The 18,307-nt window shown below is 73.9% G+C and carries 14 protein-coding genes; all 14 read right to left on the reverse strand.

Annotated features, from left to right (window positions below; all coding sequences use genetic code 11):
- Positions 1-97: 97 nt before the first annotated feature.
- Positions 98-1,426, reverse strand: a complete 1,329-nt coding sequence (locus tag O7606_RS08330) for a cytochrome P450 (RefSeq protein WP_281598478.1) — start codon at positions 1,424-1,426, stop codon at positions 98-100.
- Between the two features lie 105 nt (positions 1,427-1,531).
- Positions 1,532-2,515, reverse strand: a complete 984-nt coding sequence (locus O7606_RS08335) for an AAA family ATPase (RefSeq protein ID WP_281598479.1) — start codon at positions 2,513-2,515, stop codon at positions 1,532-1,534.
- A gap of 171 nt (positions 2,516-2,686) precedes the next feature.
- Positions 2,687-4,720 carry a primosomal protein N' gene (locus tag O7606_RS08340; RefSeq protein ID WP_281599560.1) on the reverse strand — a complete coding sequence of 678 codons (2,034 nt, stop codon included), beginning with the start codon at positions 4,718-4,720 and terminating at the stop codon, positions 2,687-2,689.
- A complete protein-coding gene (metK, locus tag O7606_RS08345) occupies positions 4,717-5,910 on the reverse strand; it encodes a methionine adenosyltransferase (RefSeq protein WP_281598480.1) in 1,194 nt (397 codons plus the stop codon). Before metK ends, O7606_RS08340 begins: the two co-directional genes overlap by 4 nt.
- An 87-nt stretch (positions 5,911-5,997) precedes the next feature.
- Positions 5,998-7,203 carry a bifunctional phosphopantothenoylcysteine decarboxylase/phosphopantothenate--cysteine ligase CoaBC gene (gene coaBC, locus O7606_RS08350; RefSeq protein WP_281598481.1) on the reverse strand — a complete coding sequence of 402 codons (1,206 nt, stop codon included), beginning with the start codon at positions 7,201-7,203 and terminating at the stop codon, positions 5,998-6,000.
- Between the two features lie 13 nt (positions 7,204-7,216).
- The gene (rpoZ, locus tag O7606_RS08355; protein ID WP_091462737.1) at positions 7,217-7,480 is read right to left on the reverse strand and encodes a DNA-directed RNA polymerase subunit omega; all 264 of its coding nucleotides are present in this window, start codon (positions 7,478-7,480) and stop codon (positions 7,217-7,219) included.
- Between the two features lie 494 nt (positions 7,481-7,974).
- Complete coding sequence (mihF, locus tag O7606_RS08360) at positions 7,975-8,292, reverse strand: integration host factor, actinobacterial type (RefSeq protein ID WP_281598482.1); 318 nt, start codon at positions 8,290-8,292, stop codon at positions 7,975-7,977.
- Positions 8,293-8,463: 171 nt separating this feature from the next.
- Entirely contained in the window at positions 8,464-9,309 is an 846-nt protein-coding gene (gene pyrF, locus O7606_RS08365) for an orotidine-5'-phosphate decarboxylase (RefSeq protein ID WP_281598483.1), read from the reverse strand.
- A 104-nt stretch (positions 9,310-9,413) separates the two neighbouring features.
- Positions 9,414-10,688, reverse strand: coding sequence for an adenosylmethionine--8-amino-7-oxononanoate transaminase (locus O7606_RS08370; RefSeq protein ID WP_281598484.1), 1,275 nt, complete (start codon positions 10,686-10,688; stop codon positions 9,414-9,416).
- Complete coding sequence (locus O7606_RS08375; RefSeq protein WP_281598485.1) at positions 10,685-11,770, reverse strand: quinone-dependent dihydroorotate dehydrogenase; 1,086 nt, start codon at positions 11,768-11,770, stop codon at positions 10,685-10,687. The genes O7606_RS08370 and O7606_RS08375 overlap by 4 nt, the downstream gene beginning before the upstream one ends.
- Complete coding sequence (gene carB / locus O7606_RS08380; RefSeq protein ID WP_281598486.1) at positions 11,767-15,168, reverse strand: carbamoyl-phosphate synthase large subunit; 3,402 nt, start codon at positions 15,166-15,168, stop codon at positions 11,767-11,769. The genes O7606_RS08375 and carB overlap by 4 nt, the downstream gene beginning before the upstream one ends.
- Positions 15,161-16,339 (reverse strand): glutamine-hydrolyzing carbamoyl-phosphate synthase small subunit, encoded by a 1,179-nt coding sequence (gene carA / locus O7606_RS08385; RefSeq protein ID WP_281598487.1) that lies wholly within the window; start codon positions 16,337-16,339, stop codon positions 15,161-15,163. The genes carB and carA overlap by 8 nt, the downstream gene beginning before the upstream one ends.
- On the reverse strand, positions 16,339-17,616 hold the full coding sequence (locus tag O7606_RS08390; RefSeq protein WP_281598488.1) for a dihydroorotase: 1,278 nt from the start codon (positions 17,614-17,616) through the stop codon (positions 16,339-16,341). The genes carA and O7606_RS08390 overlap by 1 nt, the downstream gene beginning before the upstream one ends.
- Positions 17,613-18,197 (reverse strand): bifunctional pyr operon transcriptional regulator/uracil phosphoribosyltransferase PyrR, encoded by a 585-nt coding sequence (gene pyrR / locus O7606_RS08395; RefSeq protein ID WP_281598489.1) that lies wholly within the window; start codon positions 18,195-18,197, stop codon positions 17,613-17,615. Before pyrR ends, O7606_RS08390 begins: the two co-directional genes overlap by 4 nt.
- Between the last annotated feature and the right edge of the window lie 110 nt (positions 18,198-18,307).

The raw sequence follows: 18,307 nt of genomic DNA on the forward strand, positions 1-18,307 counted from the left end.
GGCTCCTTCGTCGGTGGGACGGATGTCGTGCCGTACCAGTCTACGGACTCCCCGGACGGCTTCCCGGCGGTGTGTGGCGGGCGAGACGCCCCATGGGTCACCGGCGGTCGGTCGCCGCCGGTCGGACCGGTCGGGGTACCGGCCCCGACGTCGGCGCGGGGGCGCCCGGCCCCGGCGCCGGCGCGAGAGACGCCGACGCGGAGGACGTCGTCGGGGTGAGAGTCATCGGGAGGGCGTGGTAGCCGCGCAGGGTCAGTCGGGGGCGGTGCCGGGGCGTGCCGGCCAGCGCCAGGTCGGGCAGCCGGCGCAGCAGCAACGGCAGGGCGATCCGGGCCTCCAGCCGGGCCAGCGCCGCCCCGAGGCAGTAGTGCGCGCCACCGCCGAAGGACAGCGGCTGGTTCTGCGGGCGGGACGGGTCGAACCGGTCGGGCCCGGGGAACCGCTCCGGGTCCCGGTTGCCCGCGCCGAGCAGCAGCAGCACCCGCCGGTCGGCCGGCACCGGAACCCCGGCCAGGGTGTGCCCGCCGATGCTGGTCCGACTGGTCATCTGCACCGGGGAGTCGATCCGCAGCAGCTCCTCGACGTACGCCGGGGCGAGCCCGGGATCGGCGCGCAGGGCGTCGGCGTGCGCCGGGTGCCGCAGCAGCACCACCAGCCCGTTGCCGATCAGGTTGGTGGTCGTCTCGAACCCGGCCACCAGGAGGATCACCAGGTTGGCCAGCAGCTCGTCGCCGGTGAGCCGGCCGGCGTCGGCGTCGTGCGCCCGGACCAGGGCGGTGGTCAGGTCGTCGGCGGGCGCCCGGCGGCGGGTCTCGACCAGGGCGGCGACGTAGTCCCGCAGCGCGACCGCGCCCCGGTCGGCGACGGCCAGCTCGGCCCCGGTGACCTCCGGCTCCAGCGCGGCGGTCAGGTCGGTGGTCCACTCCCGGAACGCGGCCCGGTCCTCGGCCGGCACGCCGAGCAGCGCGCAGATCACCCCGATCGGCAGCGGGTAGGCGAACTCGGCCAGCACGTCGACGACGGCCCCGTCCCGGCCCCGGGTCGCCATCGCCTCGACCAGCCCGGTGGCCTGGGCCGTCACCACGTCCCGCAGCGCGGCGATCCGGCGCGGGGTGAACGCCCCGGCCACCAGATGCCGCATCCGGCCGTGGTCGGGTGGATTGCTCCGCAGCACCGACCGGGAGATCGTGGCCACCGCGGGGCTGGTCGCCCAGCCGTCGACCGGGCTCGCCGGCAACGGCTCGTAGCTCACCCCGTAGCCGGGGTCACGGAGCACCTCGTCGATCACCGCGTACCCGGTGGCCACGTGCACCCCCAGGTCGGTGTCGACCACCGGCCCGTACGCCCGGAGCCGCTCGTACGCCGGGTAGGGGTCGATCCGTCCCGCCGGTGAGAGCAGCAGCCGGACGGCGTCGGCGACGTCCATGGTCGACCTCCATCGACAGTGGGATGAGCCCTCATCATGCTCATCTCACCGTCGGTGGCGGAACCCTGACGCGCCGTGCGCGGGCGTCGGATCGACGACCTGTCGTCAGCCGCCGTTCGTCGGGTCGCCCGCCAGCACCGCGTCGGGGGTCCGCAGCACGTGCTCCGGCAGCGGTAGCTGGATCTTGTGGGCCGCCTCCCAGTCCTGGATCGTGTCGGCCCGGACGTGCCGGGTGAAGTACTCCACCGCGCTCACGCCGGCCGCGACCGGCTCGTCCATCTCGGCGACCAACCGGGCCGGCACCAGCGGGAAGCCGCTCTGCAGGGCGGCGCTGAGCCGGCGGTGCCCGTCGACCACGAAGAAGTACTCCCCGGTGTAGCCGATGGTCAGCGGCGCCAGCCCCTCGTCACCGCCGGCGGCGACCGACCCGACGAAGTCGCTCTCCCACAGGCCGCGCAGGTTCGCCACGTCCTCGGTCGGGTAGACGCGGGCCGGGTCGAGCAGCAGCAGCGGCGGAGCGTCACGGAGCACCTCGGCGGCCAGCCGCCCCTCGTACGCGTCGACGACGTGCGTGATGACCTGCTCCGGGGTGGCCCTGGTGGTGTCGCAGACCAGGTCGTAGTTGCGCAGCCGGGCCTTGTCCACGCCGTACCGGACGACGAACCGGTTCCGTTCGCTCTCGCTGCGTTCGCGGAGTCTGGCCTTCGCCTCCTCCAGCGAGGTGTAGCTCTCGGCCGGACCGGACGGGCGCAGCAGCACCCGGCGGGCCGCCTCGCCAGGCTCGGTGATCATGTGCACCTTGAGCGCGTCGGTGAAGAAGTGCCAGGCCAGCCGGGAGTCCATCACCAGGGACTCACCGGAGGCGGCGATGTCCCGCTGGAGCTGGTCGACGTACCCGTCGACGGCCTGGTCCAGCTCGGCGTGCAGGTTGAGCTGGAGCGCGGTCATCTGCCGTTCCTGCGCCATCTGCCGGTAGAGGTCGCCGACGCTGACCCGCCGCAGGCCGAGCCGCTTGGCGATCTCGATGGAGACGGTGCTCTTGCCGCTGCCGAGGTCACCGTTGAAAACGATCGATTGACGTGCGGTCACGACTGATCCACCTCTGATCACCGGCTGGTTGACATCATCGATATGGCGTCGAATCGACGCGCTCCCGGCATCGTCACGCGGTGCGGGCGGGACATGGGGGGCGATGCTATCACGGCGGGCCAGGGCATTCCCGGCGAACGGTCCACCGCCGGACCTCCCCGGCGGCCCCGCTCAGAACAGCTCCAGCGGGTCCACCTGGACGCGGACCGGGTCGGCCGCCCGGCGCGCCGCGCGTACCCCGGCGGCGGCGTGCAACGCGGCGGCCAGCGCGGCGGCGTGGCCGCGGGGCACCCGCAGCAGCATCCGTTCCCGGTCACCGTCGGCCGGGACCGGACCCAGCACCTCGGCCGCCTCGGGGAGCCGGGCCTCGGCGAGCAGGTCGGCCACCGCCGACGCCGACCCGGTCAGGCTGGCCATCCGGACCGCCGGCGGAAAGCCCAGCTCCCGCCGCTCGGCGAGTTCCCGGGCCGCGAACCAGGCCGGGTCCCAGCGCAGCAACGCCTGCACCGGGGCGAGCGCGCCGTCGGCGACCACCACCACCCGACCACCGGCCGACGCCGGACGGGCCAGCGCCGCGGCGGCCAGCCAGCGGCGCAGGGTCTCCTCACCGGCACGCAGGTCGGCCCGGGTCAGCAGCGCCCACGCGTCCAGCAGCAGCACCGCGCCGAAGCCGCCCTCGGCGACCGGCTCGGCCCCGGGCGTGGCCACCACCAGCCCGGCGCCGCCGGGCACCCGGGCCAGCACCTCCTCCCGGCCGGAGGTCCGCACCGGCACCCCGGGGAACGCCCGGCCCAGTTCCTCGGCGGTGCGGCGGGCCCCGGTCACGGCGGCGCGCAGCCGCCGCCGGCCGCACTCCGGGCAGGCGTACGCGGCGGCGACCCGGCCGCACCAACGGCAGAACGGGACGCCCTGCGCGGACGGCAGGGCGAGCGGGCCGGCGCAGTGCGGGCAGCGGGCCGGGGCCCGGCAGCCGGCGCAGGCCACCGACGGCAGGTAGCCCCGGCGGGGCACCTGGACCAGCACCGGCGTGTCGGCGCGCAGCGCGTCGCGGGCGGTGGCCCAGGCCAGGCTGGGCAGCCGGGCCGTGGCGGCGGCCGGGTCCCGGGCCAACTGCGGGTCGTCGCCGGTCGGGGCGACCGCCGGGGCGACCGACCGGACGGTGTCCCGCGCGGCGACCACCTCCCGCGCCCAGCCGGACTCCACCAGCAGTTGCGCCTCGGCGGTACGGGTGTGCCCGCCGACCAGGACGGCGGCGTCACCGAGCTGGGCCCGGGTGAGCAGCACCTCACGGGCGTGCGGGTACGGGGCCCGGGGCTCGGCGTGCAGGTCGTCGCCGTCGTCCCAGATCGCCACCAGCCCCAGCCGCGCCACCGGCGCGAACATCGCCGCCCGGGTGCCGACGACCACCGGCGTCCGACCCCGGCGTACGGCCAGGAAGGCCCGGTAGCGGCGGGCCGGGCCGAGCGCCGCGGAGAGCGCGACGTGCCGCCCCGGACCGAGCGCGTCGGTGAGCGCCGCGTCGAGCCGGTCCAGGTCCCGGGCGTCGGCGACCACGGCGACCACGCCCCGCCCGGACCGCGTCGTCGCGGCGGCGGCCTCGGCGAACCGCGCCGGCCAGTCCTCCCCCGGCAGCGCCGACCAGACCGCCCGGGGGGCCCGGCCGTCGGCGAGCGCGCGCAGGAACCCCGGCCCCGCCGGGTACGCGTCCCAGCCACCGCCCCCGGCCGGCGGGCCGGGCGGCGCCGGCTCGGGCCGGGTCGGGCTCGGCGCGGGCCGGGCGCCGGGCGGTGGGTCCGGCAGCGGACCGGGATCGGCGGGGGTCTCCTCTTTCTCCACCCGCGCGTGCCGGGCCGGCACGGCCAGGCGGAGCACGTCGGCGAGGCTGCCGGCGTACCGGTCGGCGACCGCGCGGGCCAGCCGGGCGATCTCCGGGGCCAGCGCCGGCTCGGGCGACACGACCTTCTCCAGGTAGGCCAACCGGCCGCCGTGCCCGGAGCGCTCGACGCGTTCCAGCAGCCAGCCGTCGACGAGCTGACCGGCGAAGCGCACCTTCACCCGCGTCCCGGGCGTCGCCGCGTCGTCGAGGCCGGCGGGCACCAGGTAGTCGAAGGGCCGGTCCAGGTGGGGCAGGGGGACGTCGACGCAGACACGGGCGACCGGCGACCCGTCAGCGGGCCGCCGGTCGTGGCGCGGGTTGCTGGTCAGGCTCCTGCGGCGGCTTTGAGGTCGGTGGCGCGGTTGGTGTGTTCCCAGGTGAGGTCGGTGAGGTTGCGGCCGAAGTGGCCGTAGGCGGCGGTTTGTTGGTAGATGGGGCGTTTGAGGTTGAGGTCGCGGATGATGGCGGCGGGGCGGAGGTCGAAGACTTCGGTGACGGCTTTGTGGATGCGGTCGAGGGGGATGGTTTCGGTGTGGAAGGTTTCGATGTGGAGGCTGACGGGGTGGGCTTTGCCGATGGCGTAGGCGATTTGGGCTTCGCAGCGTTCGGCGAGTCCGGCGGCGACGATGTTCTTGGCGACCCAGCGCATGGCGTAGGCGGCGGAGCGGTCGACTTTGGAGGGGTCTTTGCCGGAGAAGGCGCCGCCTCCGTGGCGGGCGTAGCCGCCGTAGGTGTCGACGATGATTTTGCGGCCGGTGAGGCCGGCGTCGCCCATGGGTCCGCCGATTTCGAAGCGGCCGGTGGGGTTGACCAGGAGGCGGTAGCCGGTGGTGTCGAGGTCGAGGTTGTCGAGTTCGGGGGTGATGACGTGGTCGCGGATGTCGGGGGTGAGGAGGGTGTCGAGGCTGATGTCGGCGGCGTGTTGGGTGGACAGGACGACGGTGTCGAGGCGGATGGGGCGTAGGCCGTCGTATTCGATGGTGACCTGGGTTTTGCCGTCGGGGCGGAGGTAGGGGATGGTGCCGTTTTTGCGGACGGTGGCGAGGCGGTGGGCGAGGCGGTGGGCGAGGGCGATGGGTAGGGGCATGAGTTCGGGGGTTTCGGAGCAGGCGAAGCCGAACATCATGCCTTGGTCGCCGGCGCCTTGGGCGTCGAGGGCGGATTCGCTGCCTTCGGTGCGTAGTTCGATGGCGTTGTCGACGCCTTGGGCGATGTCGGGGGATTGGGCGCCGATGGAGACGCTGACGCCGCAGGAGGCGCCGTCGAAGCCTTTTTTGGAGGAGTCGTAGCCGATGCGGAGGATGGTGTCGCGGACGATGGTGGGGATGTCGGCGTAGGCGTTGGTGGTGACTTCTCCGGCGACGTGGACCTGTCCGGTGGTGATGAGGGTTTCGACCGCGACGCGTGAGTGGGGGTCCTGGTCGAGCAGGGCGTCGAGGATTCCATCGCTGATCTGGTCGGCGATCTTGTCCGGATGGCCTTCGGTGACCGATTCGGACGTGAACAGACGGCGAGTCACGGCACTCCTAAGCGTTCAAGGTCGTCCGCGGCAGTGTAATCGGCACTGCCCGACCATGGGCGAAATTGCGGTTTTGTGAATGGAACGTCAAGTCGACGTCAGTCGGGGCACCACGAGATCCCACACGTCGTCGGCCAGATCGTCCTTGCTCCGTTCCGGAAACGTCCGGACCGAGCCGTCCGCGCCGACGACGGTCGCCGCGTTGGTTTCGGCGCCGAAGACCTTGTCCACCCCGACCTCGTTGATGACGATGAGATCGGCCTTCTTGCGGACGAGCTTGGCCCGCCCGTTGGCCTCGGCGTCCCCGGTCTCGGCGGCAAAGACCACCAGCACCTGTTCCGGACGACGACGGGCGCCGAGCTCGGCGGCGATGTCCGGATTGGTGACCAGGTCGATGGTGGGCGCGCGCCCGTCCGGCGACTTCTTGATCTTGCCCGGCGCGTAGACCGCCGGACGGAAGTCGGCCGGCGCCGCCGCCATCACCACCACGTCCGCCGCCTCGGCCGCCCGGAGGGTGGCCGTGCGCAGCTCCTCAGTGGTGCCGACCCGGACGAGGTCGACCCCGGCCGGCTCAGCGAGCGAGACGTTGGCGGACACGAGGGTCACCCGGGCTCCGCGGGCGACCGCGGCGCGGGCGAACGCGTACCCCTGCCGGCCGGAGGAACGGTTGCCCAGGAACCGCACCGGATCCAGCGGCTCCCGGGTGCCGCCGGCGGTGACCACCACCCGACGGCCGGTCAGGTCGGCGGGAGCGTCACCGCCCCGGCGCAGCGCCCGCCGCGCCACGGCGAAGATCTCCGCCGGATCGGGCAGCCGGCCCTTGCCGGTGTCCGCGCCGGTCAGTCGGCCCACCGCCGGCTCGATCACCCGCACGCCGCGGGCCCGCAGCGTGGCCACGTTGGCCACCGTCGCGGGGTGCTCCCACATCTCGGTGTGCATGGCCGGGGCCAGCACCACCGGGCAGCGCGCGGTCAGCATGATGTTGGTGAGCAGGTCGTCGGCGAGGCCGTGGGCCGCCCTGGCCAGCAGGTCGGCGGTGGCCGGCGCGACCACCACCAGGTCGGCCCGCTGACCGAGGCGCACATGGGGCACCTCGTGCACGTCGGCCCAGACGTCGTCGGCCACCGGCTGACCGGACAGCGCCGCCCAGGTCGGGGCGCCGACGAACCGCAGCGCCGACGCGGTCGGCACGACCCGGACCCGGTGGCCCGACTCGGTGAACAGCCTCAGCAGCTCGCACGCCTTGAAGGCGGCGATGCCGCCACCGACTCCGAGGACGATTCCGGCGGACATCCGCGCGGCGGGGCTACGGCTGGTCGGTCGGCTCGGCGGTGAGCAGACCGGCGTTGATCTCCCGCATGGCGATCGAGAGCGGCTTCTCCTGGGGGGTGGTCTCCACCAGGGGACCGACGTACTCCAGGAGACCCTCACCGAGCTGGCTGTAGTAGGCGTTGACCTGGCGGGCCCGCTTGGCAGCGAAGATCACCAGCGCGTACTTCGAGGAGGTCTTCTCCAGCAGCTCGTCGATCGGCGGGTTGGTGATGCCTTCGGGGTTGGCGATGGATCCCACGAAACAAACCTCTGCGTCTTCAGGAGACCGCGCCTGGCGCGGTGGGCACTCGACCGCACGCTCGCGGTCGAACCGGAGCTGGAAAGGACGAACCGAGCAATCCTACCAGCCCGGCCCCGACCTGTTCGAGCAGGTCACGGCCGGGCGGCAGGTCACGCCGGACGGTAGGCCACCGCCGGACGGCGGGTCACGCGCCCGGCCGACGCCACGACGGGGCGCCGGCCGCTGCCGGCCCGAAGGCCACCGCCGCCCTCGACACCGCCACCGGCCACCGAGGCCGGACGACGGACGACGGGCCGACGACGGACGACGGGCCGACGACGGACGGGGTCGGACGCCACGGGCGGGCCGGTCGACGGCAGACGTGCCCGGACGGCCCCGACGACACCGACCCGACCGGCCCGGGAAGGACCGGTTCGGGCCGTGCGCGCCGAGCCGCCGGGCGCCTCCCGGTCAGCCGCGCCCACCCGCAGACGGCGCCCGCCGGTGGCGGATCAGTTACCGGCGAACTCGCCCAGCAGAGCCTTGCGCTGCTGCTCGCCCAGACCGCGCAGCCGGCGGCTGTCCGCGATCTTCAGCTTCTCCATGATCTGGGTCGCCCGGATCTTGCCGATGCCCGGCATGGACTGCAGGACGGCCGAAACTTTCAGCTTGCCCACGACGTCGTCGGACTCGGCGCGCTCGAGGACGGAGGCGAGGGTGGTCTTGCCCTGCTTGAGCTGCTCCTTCAGCTCGGCACGGGCTTTGCGGATCTCCGCGGCCTTCTCCAGCGCGGCCGCGCGCTGCTCAGGGGTCAGTGACGGGAGCGGCACCAGTTCTCCTCAGGTCCCTATCGCGGCGGGCGGGACGCGCCGCCGCTTCTGTGAAACGTGGTGTCGCTGGGAGCCAAAGGGGTCCGTGGTTCCCAGCGCGGGGAAAACTAGCGGTCAGCGGAACTTTCGGCAACGTGGACGCGCGGCGATCATGGCCCGGTGACCGACCCGTCAGTCAGTTTTCGGCGACCCGAGCACCCGCCGACACTCCTCCGACACCCGCTCCGCCGCCGCCCGCAGCCCGTCCGGATCAGGCCCGGCGGAGAGCACCTGACGGGAGTACGACGGCAGCACGCCGGAGAGTGCGGGACCGAAGACGGTGCGCAGATCCGCGGCGGTCGCGCCCTGCGCGCCGAGCCCCGGAGCGAGCAGCGGACCGTTGACCCGGGACAGGTCGTGACCGGTGTCGCCGACCGTCGCGCCCACCACGAGACCGAAGCTGCCGAGCGGCTCCGCACCCGCGTTGAGCTGCGCAATCTCATCGATGACCGCCTGCGCGACGGTGCGCCCGTCGGCACCGCGCGCCCGCTGCACGGCCCCGCCCTCAGGGTTGGAGGTGAGCGCCAGGACGAACACTCCGCCGCCGTGCCGGGCCGCCGAGTCGAACATCGGGGCCAGCGAACCTACTCCGAGGTAGGGGCTCGCCGTGATCGCGTCGACATACAACGGACTGGATGGATCGAGGTACGCGGCGGCGTACGCGGCGACCGTCGAACCGATGTCACCTCGCTTGACGTCGAGCAGAACGAGCGAGCCGGCTTCACGCAACTGTCGGATAGTTGACTCAAGGATCGCGATGCCGCGCGAGCCGAACCGCTCGAAGAACGCCGACTGGGGTTTGACCACCGCGACCCGGTCCCCGAGGGCCTCGGTGACGGTCCGGGCGAACCGGTCGAGTCCCCCGACGTCGTCCGGCAGCCCCCAGGCCGCCAGCAGCCCGGGATGCGGGTCGATACCCACGCAGAGCGGCCCACGCTCCCGCGCCGCCCGGTGCAGCCGGGCGCCGAAACTCTCCATCTGCTGTCCTTCCTCTCGTGTCGGAAAGCGGTGGGCGGCAGGGGTGGGGGCGGCGCGACCCACCGCCGCCCGGGTCCGCGCCGCCGGATCGCGCGCCGGCCGGGTCAGCCCGCCGCGACGGCGGCGGCGATCCCGGCGGTGATCCGGGCCAGGTCCGCGTCGTCGGTCAGGTACGGCGGCATGGTGTAGACCAGGTCGCGGAACGGACGCAGCCAGACCCCGTGGGCGACCGCGGCGGCGGTGGCGGCCGGCAGGTCGACCTCGTGGTCGAGCTGCACCACGCCGATCGCGCCGAGCACCCGGACGTCCCGCACGCCGGCCGCGCCCCGCAAAGGCTCCAGACCCGTCAGTAACCCCCGCTCCACCCTGGACACCTGGCCCGCCCAGTCTCCGGCCCGCAGCAGGCCGATGGAGGCGTTCGCGACGGCACAGGCGAGCGGGTTGCCCATGAACGTCGGCCCGTGCGCCAGCACCCCGTCGGCGGAGATGCCGCGGGCCACCTCCGCGGTGCACAGCGTGGCGGCCAGGCTCAGGTAGCCACCGGTGAGCGCCTTGCCCACGCAGAGCACGTCCGGGGTCACCCCGGCGTGCTCGGCGGCGAACATCGTCCCGGTCCGGCCGAAGCCGGTGGCGATCTCGTCGAAGATCAGCAGCACGCCGTGGGCGCGGGTCACCTCGCGCAGCACCCGCAGGTACTCCGGGTGGTGGAAACGCATCCCCCCGGCCCCCTGCGCCACCGGCTCCACGATCACCGCGGCCAGCTCGGCGGCGTGCCGGCCGACCGTGTCGGTCAGCTCGTCGACGTACGCGGGGTCGACCGGGGAGTCGAAGCCGCCCGGCGGCGTCGCCGCGAAGACCTGGCGGGGCAGCACGTCCCCCCACCGGTGGTGCATGCCGCCCACCGGGTCGCAGACGCTCATCGGGTGGAACGTGTCGCCGTGGTACCCGCCCCGCCAGGTGCCCAGCCGGTGACGCTCCGGGCGGCCGACGGCCTGCTGGTACTGCAGGCACATCTTGACCGCCACCTCGACGCCGACCGAGCCGGAGTCACAGAGGAAGACCCGTTCCAGCCCGTCCGGGGCCAGCTCCACCAGGGCGCCGGCCAGCCGCGCCGCCGGCTCGTGGGTCAGCCCGCCGAACATCACGTGGCTCATCCGGCCGAGCTGGTCGACCACCGCCGCGTCGAGCGCCGGATGCCGGTATCCGTGGATCGCCGCCCACCAGGACGACATCCCGTCCACCAGCTCCCGCCCGTCGGCCAGGCGCAACCGGACGCCGGACGCCTCGGTCACCACGTACGGCGGGGTGGTCGGAGGCAGCGGCGCGTACGGGTGCCAGACGTGCGCCCGGTCCACCGCCAGGATCTCCTCCGGCGTCATCCACCCTCCCGGGCCGGGACGGACCGGGCGGGCGCCGGCCGGGCCGGCAGCGTTCCTCGCGCGACCGCCCGGACCAGGGCCGGCCCCCGGTAGACGAAGCCGGTGTAGAGCTGCACCAGGCTCGCCCCGGCGTCGAACATCCGGGCCGCGTCGTCCGGGTCGACGATCCCGCCGACCCCGACCACCGGCAGCCGGCCGCCGGTCTCCCGGTGCACGAAGGCGACCACCTCACGGGCCCGCCGGGCCAGCGGACGCCCGGACAGGCCGCCGGCCTGCGCGCCCCGCTCCCGGTCGGCCGGGGTCAGCCCGTCACGGGCCAGCGTGGTGTTGGTGGCGATCACCCCGGCCGCGCCCCGGGCCAGGCAGACCTCCAGCAGCTCGGCGATGGCCGGCTCGGTCAGGTCCGGGGCGATCTTCACGAGCACGGGCGGCCCGCCCACCAGGGCGGTCAGCAACGCGTCCAGGTGCGCCCGGTCCTGCAGGGCCCGCAGCCCGGGGGTGTTCGGGGACGACACGTTGACCGCGAAGTAGTCCCCGTGGTCCCGCAGCGCCCGGTACGAGGCCAGGTAGTCCCCGACCGCGTCGTCCAGCGGGGTCACCTTGGACTTGCCCAGCGAGATGCCCAGCGGCACGCCGAGCGGCCGGGGCCGCGCGGCCAGCCGGACGGCGAGCGCCTCGGCCCCGGAGTTGTTGAAGCCCATCCGGTTGACCACGGCCTCGCTGTCCGGCAGCCGGAACAGCCGGGGCCGGGGGTTGCCCGGCTGCGGGCGCGCGGTCACCGTGCCCACCTCGACGAACCCGAAGCCGAGCGCCGGCCAGGCCGGCAGCGCCACCCCGTCCTTGTCCATCCCGGCCGCCAGTCCCACCGGATTCGGGAAGTCGACCCCGAAGACCGTGCGCGGCGCGGCGACCGCGTACCGGCGGCGCAGCACGGCGAGCGCCGCCGGTCGTCCGGCCAGGGCGGCCAGCCGTCGCAGGGTCCACTCGTGCGCCGCCTCCGCGTCCCCGCCGCCGACGCGGAACAGCCCCGCCCGCGCCACCCGCTCGAACCAGCCGCCGCCCCGCCGGGGCGTCGCTGTCACCGGGGGTCCCGCAGCGCGGCGTGCAGCTCCTGCAACGGGCGGACCCGCATGTCACCCCGGATCCGGGCCTCGATGCCCATCACCGCCGCCGCCACGCCGGGCACCGTGGTGACGCAGGGGATGTCGGCGGTCACCGCCGCGCTGCGGATCTCGTACCCGTCGGAGCGGGCGCTGGCCCCCGAGCCCTGCGGGGTGTTGACCACCAGGGCGACCTCGCCGCGCAGGATCAACGACACCGCGTCGTCGTCCTGACCGGCCTCGTAGTGCTTGCGGATCTCCTCGCAGGCGATGCCGTGCCGGCGCAGCACCCCGGCGGTGCCGGTGGTGGCCAGGATCTCGAAGCCCAGGTCGGCGAGGCGCTTCACCGGGAAGATCATGGCGCGCTTGTCCCGGTTGCCGACCGAGACGAAGATCCGCCCGCGGGTCGGCAGCGAGCCGTACGCGGCGGACTGGCTCTTGGCGAAGGCGTGCCCGAAGGCGGTGTCTATGCCCATCACCTCGCCGGTGGACTTCATCTCCGGCCCGAGCAGCGAGTCCACCCCCTTGCCGGTGGGGGTGCGGAACCGCTTGAACGGCAGCACCGCCTCCTTGACCGCGATCGGGGCGTCCGGCGGCAGCGTGCCGCCGTCCCCGGTGGCCGGGAGCATCCCCTCGGCCCGCAGCTCGGCGACGGTCGCGCCGAGCGCGATCCGGGCCGCCGCCTTGGCCAGCGGGACCGCGGTGGCCTTGGAGACGAACGGGACGGTACGCGACGCCCGCGGATTGGCCTCCAGGACGTAGAGCGTGTCGTCCTTGAGCGCGTACTGCACGTTGAGCAGGCCACGCACCCCGACGCCGCGGGCGATCGCCTCGGTGTACCGGCGCACCTCGGCCAGGTGCGAGCCGGCCAGCGTGATCGGCGGCAACGCGCACGACGAGTCACCGGAGTGGATGCCCGCCTCCTCGATGTGCTCCATCACGCCGCCGAGGTAGACCTCCCCGTCGGCGTCGCAGAGCGCGTCCACGTCGATCTCGATGGCGTCGTCGAGGAACCGGTCCACCAGCACCGGATGGTCCGGGGAGATGTCGGTGGCCCGACCGATGTAGTCACGCAGCGTCGGGTCGTCGTAGACGATCTCCATGCCCCGCCCGCCCAGCACGTACGACGGGCGGACCAGCACCGGGTACCCGATCCCGTCGGCGATCGCCTTCGCCTCGTCGTACGAGGTGGCGGTGCCGTGCGCCGGCGCGGGCAGGCCGGCGCGGGCCAGCAGCGCGCCGAAGGCGCCCCGCTCCTCGGCCAGGTGGATGGACTCCGGGGAGGTGCCCACCACCGGCACGCCGGCGTCCTTGAGCCGCTGCGCCAGCCCCAGCGGGGTCTGCCCGCCCAACTGGACGACCACCCCGACCACGCCCGGCCCGCCGGCCGCCCGGCCGGAGGAGTCCTCGGCGTGCCAGACCTCCAGCACGTCCTCGAAGGTCAGCGGCTCGAAGTAGAGCCGGTCGGCGGTGTCGTAGTCGGTGGAGACGGTCTCCGGGTTGCAGTTGACCATCACGGTCTCGTAACCGGACCCGCTGGCGGTGTCGACAGGCGCGCCGCGCAACGCCATCACCGCGTGCACGCAGGAGTAGTCGAACTCGATGCCCTGACCGATCCGGTTCGGCCCCGAGCCGAGGATCATCACCTTCGGCCGGTCCGAGCCCACCACCTCGGTCTCCGCGTCGTACGAGGAGTAGTGGTACGGGGTGGTCGCGGCGAACTCGGCCGCGCAGGTGTCCACGGTCTTGTACACCGGCCGGACGTCCAGCCGGTGCCGCAGGGTACGGACGCCGTCCTCGGCGGCCAGCTCGGGCCGCAGCGCCGCCAACTGCCGGTCGGACAGCCCGGCCCGCTTGGCCCGGCGGAGCAGCTCCGCGTCGAGCACCGGGGCGTCGACGATCTCGGCGCGCAGCTCGACCAGGGACGCGATCTGGTCCAGGAACCACGGGTCGATCCCGCCCGACGCCGTGGCCACCTCGGCGATCGTCGCGCCCAGCCGCAACGCCCGTTCCACCGTGTAGAGGCGGCCGTCGTGCGGCGTGCGCAGCGCGGCGAGGGTGCTCTCCTTCGTCACGTCCGACGGGTCGTGGCCGGTGGCGACGGCGACCGCCGGGTCGGGCAGCGTCCAGAACCCGCCGGCCTTCGTCTCCATCGAGCGCATCGCCTTGTTCAGCGCCTCGGTGAAGTTACGGCCCAGGCTCATCGCCTCGCCAACCGACTTCATCGTGGTGGTCAGCTCCCGGTCCGCGCCGGGGAACTTCTCGAACGCGAACCGGGGGATCTTCACCACCACGTAGTCGAGCACCGGCTCGAACGCGGCAGGCGTCTGCAGGGTGATGTCGTTGGGGATCTCGTCCAGCGTGTAGCCGACGGCCAGCTTCGCCGCGATCTTGGCGATCGGGAAGCCGGTGGCCTTCGACGCCAGCGCCGAGGAGCGCGACACCCGCGGGTTCATCTCGATCACGACGATCCGGCCGTCGGCCGGGTTCACCGCGAACTGGATGTTGCAGCCGCCGGTGTCCACGCCGACCTCCCGCAGCACCGCGATGCCCAGGTCGCGCAGGCGCTGGTACTCCCGGTCGGTGAGCGTCATGGCCGGGGCGACGGTGACGCTGTCACCGGTGTGCACGCCCATCGGGTCTACGTTCTCGATCGAGCAGACCACCACGACGTTGTCGTGCCGGTCGCGCATCAGCTCCAGCTCGTACTCCTTCCAGCCGAGCACGCTCTCCTCGATGAGCACCTCGTGCACCGGGCTGGCGGCCAGGCCGGCCCCGGCGATGCGGGTCAGGTCCTCGTCGGTGTGCGCCATGCCGGAGCCGAGGCCGCCCATGGTGAACGACGGCCGGATCACCACCGGCAGGCCCAGCTCGGCGACCGTGTCGCGGACCTCGTCCATCGAGTGGCAGACCCGGGAACGCGGCACCAGCGACTCCGGGTCGGCGAAGCCGAGCCGGACGCCGGCCTTGGCGACGATCTCCTTGAACAACTGCCGGTCCTCGCCGCGCCGGATCGCGTCGATGTTCGCGCCGATCAGCTCGACCCCGTACTTGGCCAGCACGCCGGACTCGTGCAGGGCGACCGCCGTGTTCAGCGCGGTCTGCCCGCCCAGGGTGGGCAGCAGCGCGTCCGGGCGTTCCTTGGCGATGACCAGCTCGACGAACTCCGGCGTGATCGGCTCGACGTACGTGGCGTCGGCGAACTCCGGGTCGGTCATGATGGTCGCCGGGTTGGAGTTGACCAGGCTGACCCGGATGCCCTCGCTGCGCAGCACCCGGCAGGCCTGGGTCCCCGAGTAGTCGAACTCGCAGGCCTGGCCGATCACGATCGGTCCGGAGCCGATCACCAGGATGTGCTTGAGGTCCGTCCGCTTAGGCATTCGTCTTCCCGCCTTCACTGTGGCTCCGGTCGAGGCCGCGGCCCTCGATCAGCTCGGCGAAGCGGTCGAAGAGGTAGTCCGCGTCGTGCGGGCCGGCCGCCGCCTCGGGGTGGTACTGGACGGTGAACGCGGGCACGTCCTTCACCCGCAGGCCCTCGACCACGTTGTCGTTCAGGCAGACATGACTGATCTCGACCCCGCCGAACTCGGTGTCGACGACCCGGTCGGGGACGACCGCGCCGACGTCCACGCCGGGGAACTGGACGGCGAAGCCGTGGTTGTGGCTGGTCACCTCGACCTTGCCGGTGGCCCGGTCCAGCACCGGCTGGTTGATGCCGCGGTGACCGTACCCGAGCTTGTAGGTACCGAAGCCCAGCGCCCGGCCGAGGATCTGACTGCCGAAGCAGATGCCGAACAGCGGGATCCGCCGGCGCAGCACCTCCCGGGCCAGCGCCACCGGGACGTCGGCGGTGGCCGGGTCACCCGGGCCGGGCGAGAAGAAGACCGCGTCCGCGCCGGTGGCGAGCACCTCGTCGATGGTCGACGCGGCGGGCAGCACGTGCGTGGTGACGCCGCGCGCGGCGAGCCGGCGCGGCACGTTGCGCTTGATGCCCAGGTCGAGCGCGGCCACCGTGAACCGGTGCTCCCCCTCGGCGGCGACCACGTACGGCTCGGCGGTGGTCACCTCGGCGGACAGGTCCGCGCCGACCATCGACGGGGTCTGCCGCACCCGGGCCAGCAGGGCCCGCGGGTCGGTCTCGACGCTGGAGACGCCGACCCGCATGGCGCCGCGCTCCCGCAGGTGACGGGTGAGCGCCCGGGTGTCCACCCCGCTGATGCCGACCACGCCCTCGGCGTCGAGGCGGTCCGCCAGGTCGCCGGTGGCCCGCCAGTTCGAGGCGGTCCGGGCCGGGTCACGCACCACGTACCCGGCGACCCAGATCCGTCGGGACTCGTCGTCGGCGTCGTTGACCCCGGTGTTGCCGATGTGCGGGGCGGTCTGCACCACCACCTGCCGGTGGTAGGAGGGGTCGGTGAGGGTCTCCTGGTAGCCGGTCATGCCGGTGGTGAAGACCGCCTCGCCGAAGGTCTCCCCCACCCGGCCGTACGCCTCGCCGTGGAAGGTGCGCCCGTCCTCCAGAACCAGGATCGCGGCTCTCCGATGCGTCATTACCTGACTGCCTTTCCGTCCAGGACCGTCGGCTCGCCGCGCAGGAAGGTCGCCACGATGCGACCCGGCAGCGCCATCCGGGCGTACGGGGTGTTACGGCTTCGGCTGGCCAGCTCCGTCGGCTCGATCACACGCCGGGCTGCCGGGTCGACCAGGGTGAGGTTCGCCGGGACGCCGGGCGCCGGGTCCCGGCCGTGCCCGGTCAGCCCGGCGATCCGGGCCGGGGCGCGGGACATCCGCTCGGCGATGAGGTCCCACGCCGGGCCGAGGACGTCCAACGCGATGGACAGCGCGGTCTCCAGACCGAGCATGCCCGGCCGGGCGCACGCCCACCCGCGCTCCTTGTCCTGCGCGGCGTGCGGGGCGTGGTCGGTGGCGATGACGTCGATCACGCCCTCCACCAGCGCGGCCCGCAGCGCGGCGACGTCGGCGGCGGTGCGCAGCGGCGGGTTGACCTTGTAGACCGGGTCGTCGGTGGCGGCCAGCTCGTCGGTGAGCAGCAGGTGGTGCGGGGTCACCTCGGCGGTGACCCGCGCTCCCCGGGCCCGGGCGTGGCGGAGCACCTCCACGCTGCCGGCGGTGGAGACGTGGCAGACGTGCAGCCGGCTGCCGACGTGCTCGGCCAGCAGCACGTCCCGGGCGATGATGACCTCCTCGGCGACCGCCGGCCACCCGGTCAGCCCGAGCCGGGCGGAGACCACGCCCTCGTTCATCTGGGCGCCCTCGGTCAGCCGCGGCTCCTCGGCGTGCTGGGCGACGATCCCGTCGAACGCCCGGACCTGCTCCAGGGCGCGACGCATCAGCCTCGGGTCGGCGACGCAGTGCCCGTCGTCGGAGAAGATCCGCACCCGGGCCGCCGAGTCGGCCATCGCGCCCAGCTCGGCCAGCCGCTCCCCGGCCAGACCGACGGTGACCGCGCCGATCGGTTGGACGTCGACCAGCCCGGCCTCCCGGCCCGACCGCCAGACCTGCTCGACCACGGCCGCGGTGTCGGCGACCGGGGAGGTGTTGGCCATCGCGCAGACCGCGGTGTACCCGCCCAGCGCCGCCGCCCGGGAACCGGACTCGACGGTCTCGGCGTCCTCCCGGCCGGGCTCGCGCAGGTGGGTGTGCAGGTCGACCAGGCCGGGCAGGGCCACCAGCCCGTCCGCGTCCAGCACCGTGGCGTCCGGCGCGCTCAGCCCGCGACCGGTCTCGGCCACCACGCCGTCGCGGATCAGCAGGTCGGTGGGCTCGCCGCCGACGACGCCGGCCCCCCTGATCAGGTACGCGGTCATGAGTCGTTCCCTCCGTGCAGCCTGACCTCGTCGGCGCCGTCGGTCTCGGCGAGGGTGACCCGGACGCTCTCGGCGAGCGCGGTGGGGATGTTCTTGCCCACGTAGTCGGCGCGGATGGGCAGTTGCCGGTGCCCCCGGTCGACCAGGACGGCGAGCTGCACCGAGGCGGGGCGACCCAGGTCGTTGAGGGCGTCCAGGGCGGCCCGGACGGTCCGGCCGGAGAAGAGCACGTCGTCGACGAGGACGACCCGCCGGCCGTCGACGCCGCCGGGCGGCACCTCGGTCGGGCCCACCGCGCGGCTGGCGTGCCGGCGCAGGTCGTCGCGGTGGAGAGTGATGTCGAGCACGCCGACCGGCACGGCGACGCCCTCGAAGGCGCTGATCCGGGCGGCGAGGCGGCGGGCCAGCGGCGTGCCCCGGGTCGGGATGCCGAGCAGGACGGTGTCGGCGGCGCCCTGGGTCTTCTCCAGGATCTGGTGCGCCATGCGGTCGACCACCCGCTGCACGTCGCCGCTGTCGAGGATCACCTTCACCGAGGGTTGCCTCGGGGCCGAGGATCGTGCTGTCGGTGGGTAGGCCACGGCGGACCTCCTTCCCCGCCTCACGGGACGGGTCGTTAAAGGACGTCTGGACGCCCCGACCAGCCGCGGACGGTCCGGAGCGGGGCCTCGGGCCACGTTACCAGTGGTCA

The organism is Micromonospora sp. WMMD882 (assembly GCF_027497255.1).
GTDB lineage: Bacteria > Actinomycetota > Actinomycetes > Mycobacteriales > Micromonosporaceae > Micromonospora.

Excerpts from the sequence above, each read along its gene's own strand:
- O7606_RS08330 (WP_281598478.1), bottom strand. The coding sequence starts at position 1,426 with ATGGACGTCGCCGACGCCGTCCGGCTGCTGCTCTCACCGGCGGGACGG.
- carA (WP_281598487.1), bottom strand. The coding sequence starts at position 16,339 with ATGACGCATCGGAGAGCCGCGATCCTGGTTCTGGAGGACGGGCGCACC.
- O7606_RS08370 (WP_281598484.1), bottom strand. The coding sequence starts at position 10,688 with ATGACGCCGGAGGAGATCCTGGCGGTGGACCGGGCGCACGTCTGGCAC.
- coaBC (WP_281598481.1), bottom strand. The coding sequence starts at position 7,203 with ATGTCCGCCGGAATCGTCCTCGGAGTCGGTGGCGGCATCGCCGCCTTC.
- carB (WP_281598486.1), bottom strand. The coding sequence starts at position 15,168 with ATGCCTAAGCGGACGGACCTCAAGCACATCCTGGTGATCGGCTCCGGA.
- O7606_RS08390 (WP_281598488.1), bottom strand. The coding sequence starts at position 17,616 with ATGACCGCGTACCTGATCAGGGGGGCCGGCGTCGTCGGCGGCGAGCCC.
- pyrF (WP_281598483.1), bottom strand. The coding sequence starts at position 9,309 with ATGGAGAGTTTCGGCGCCCGGCTGCACCGGGCGGCGCGGGAGCGTGGG.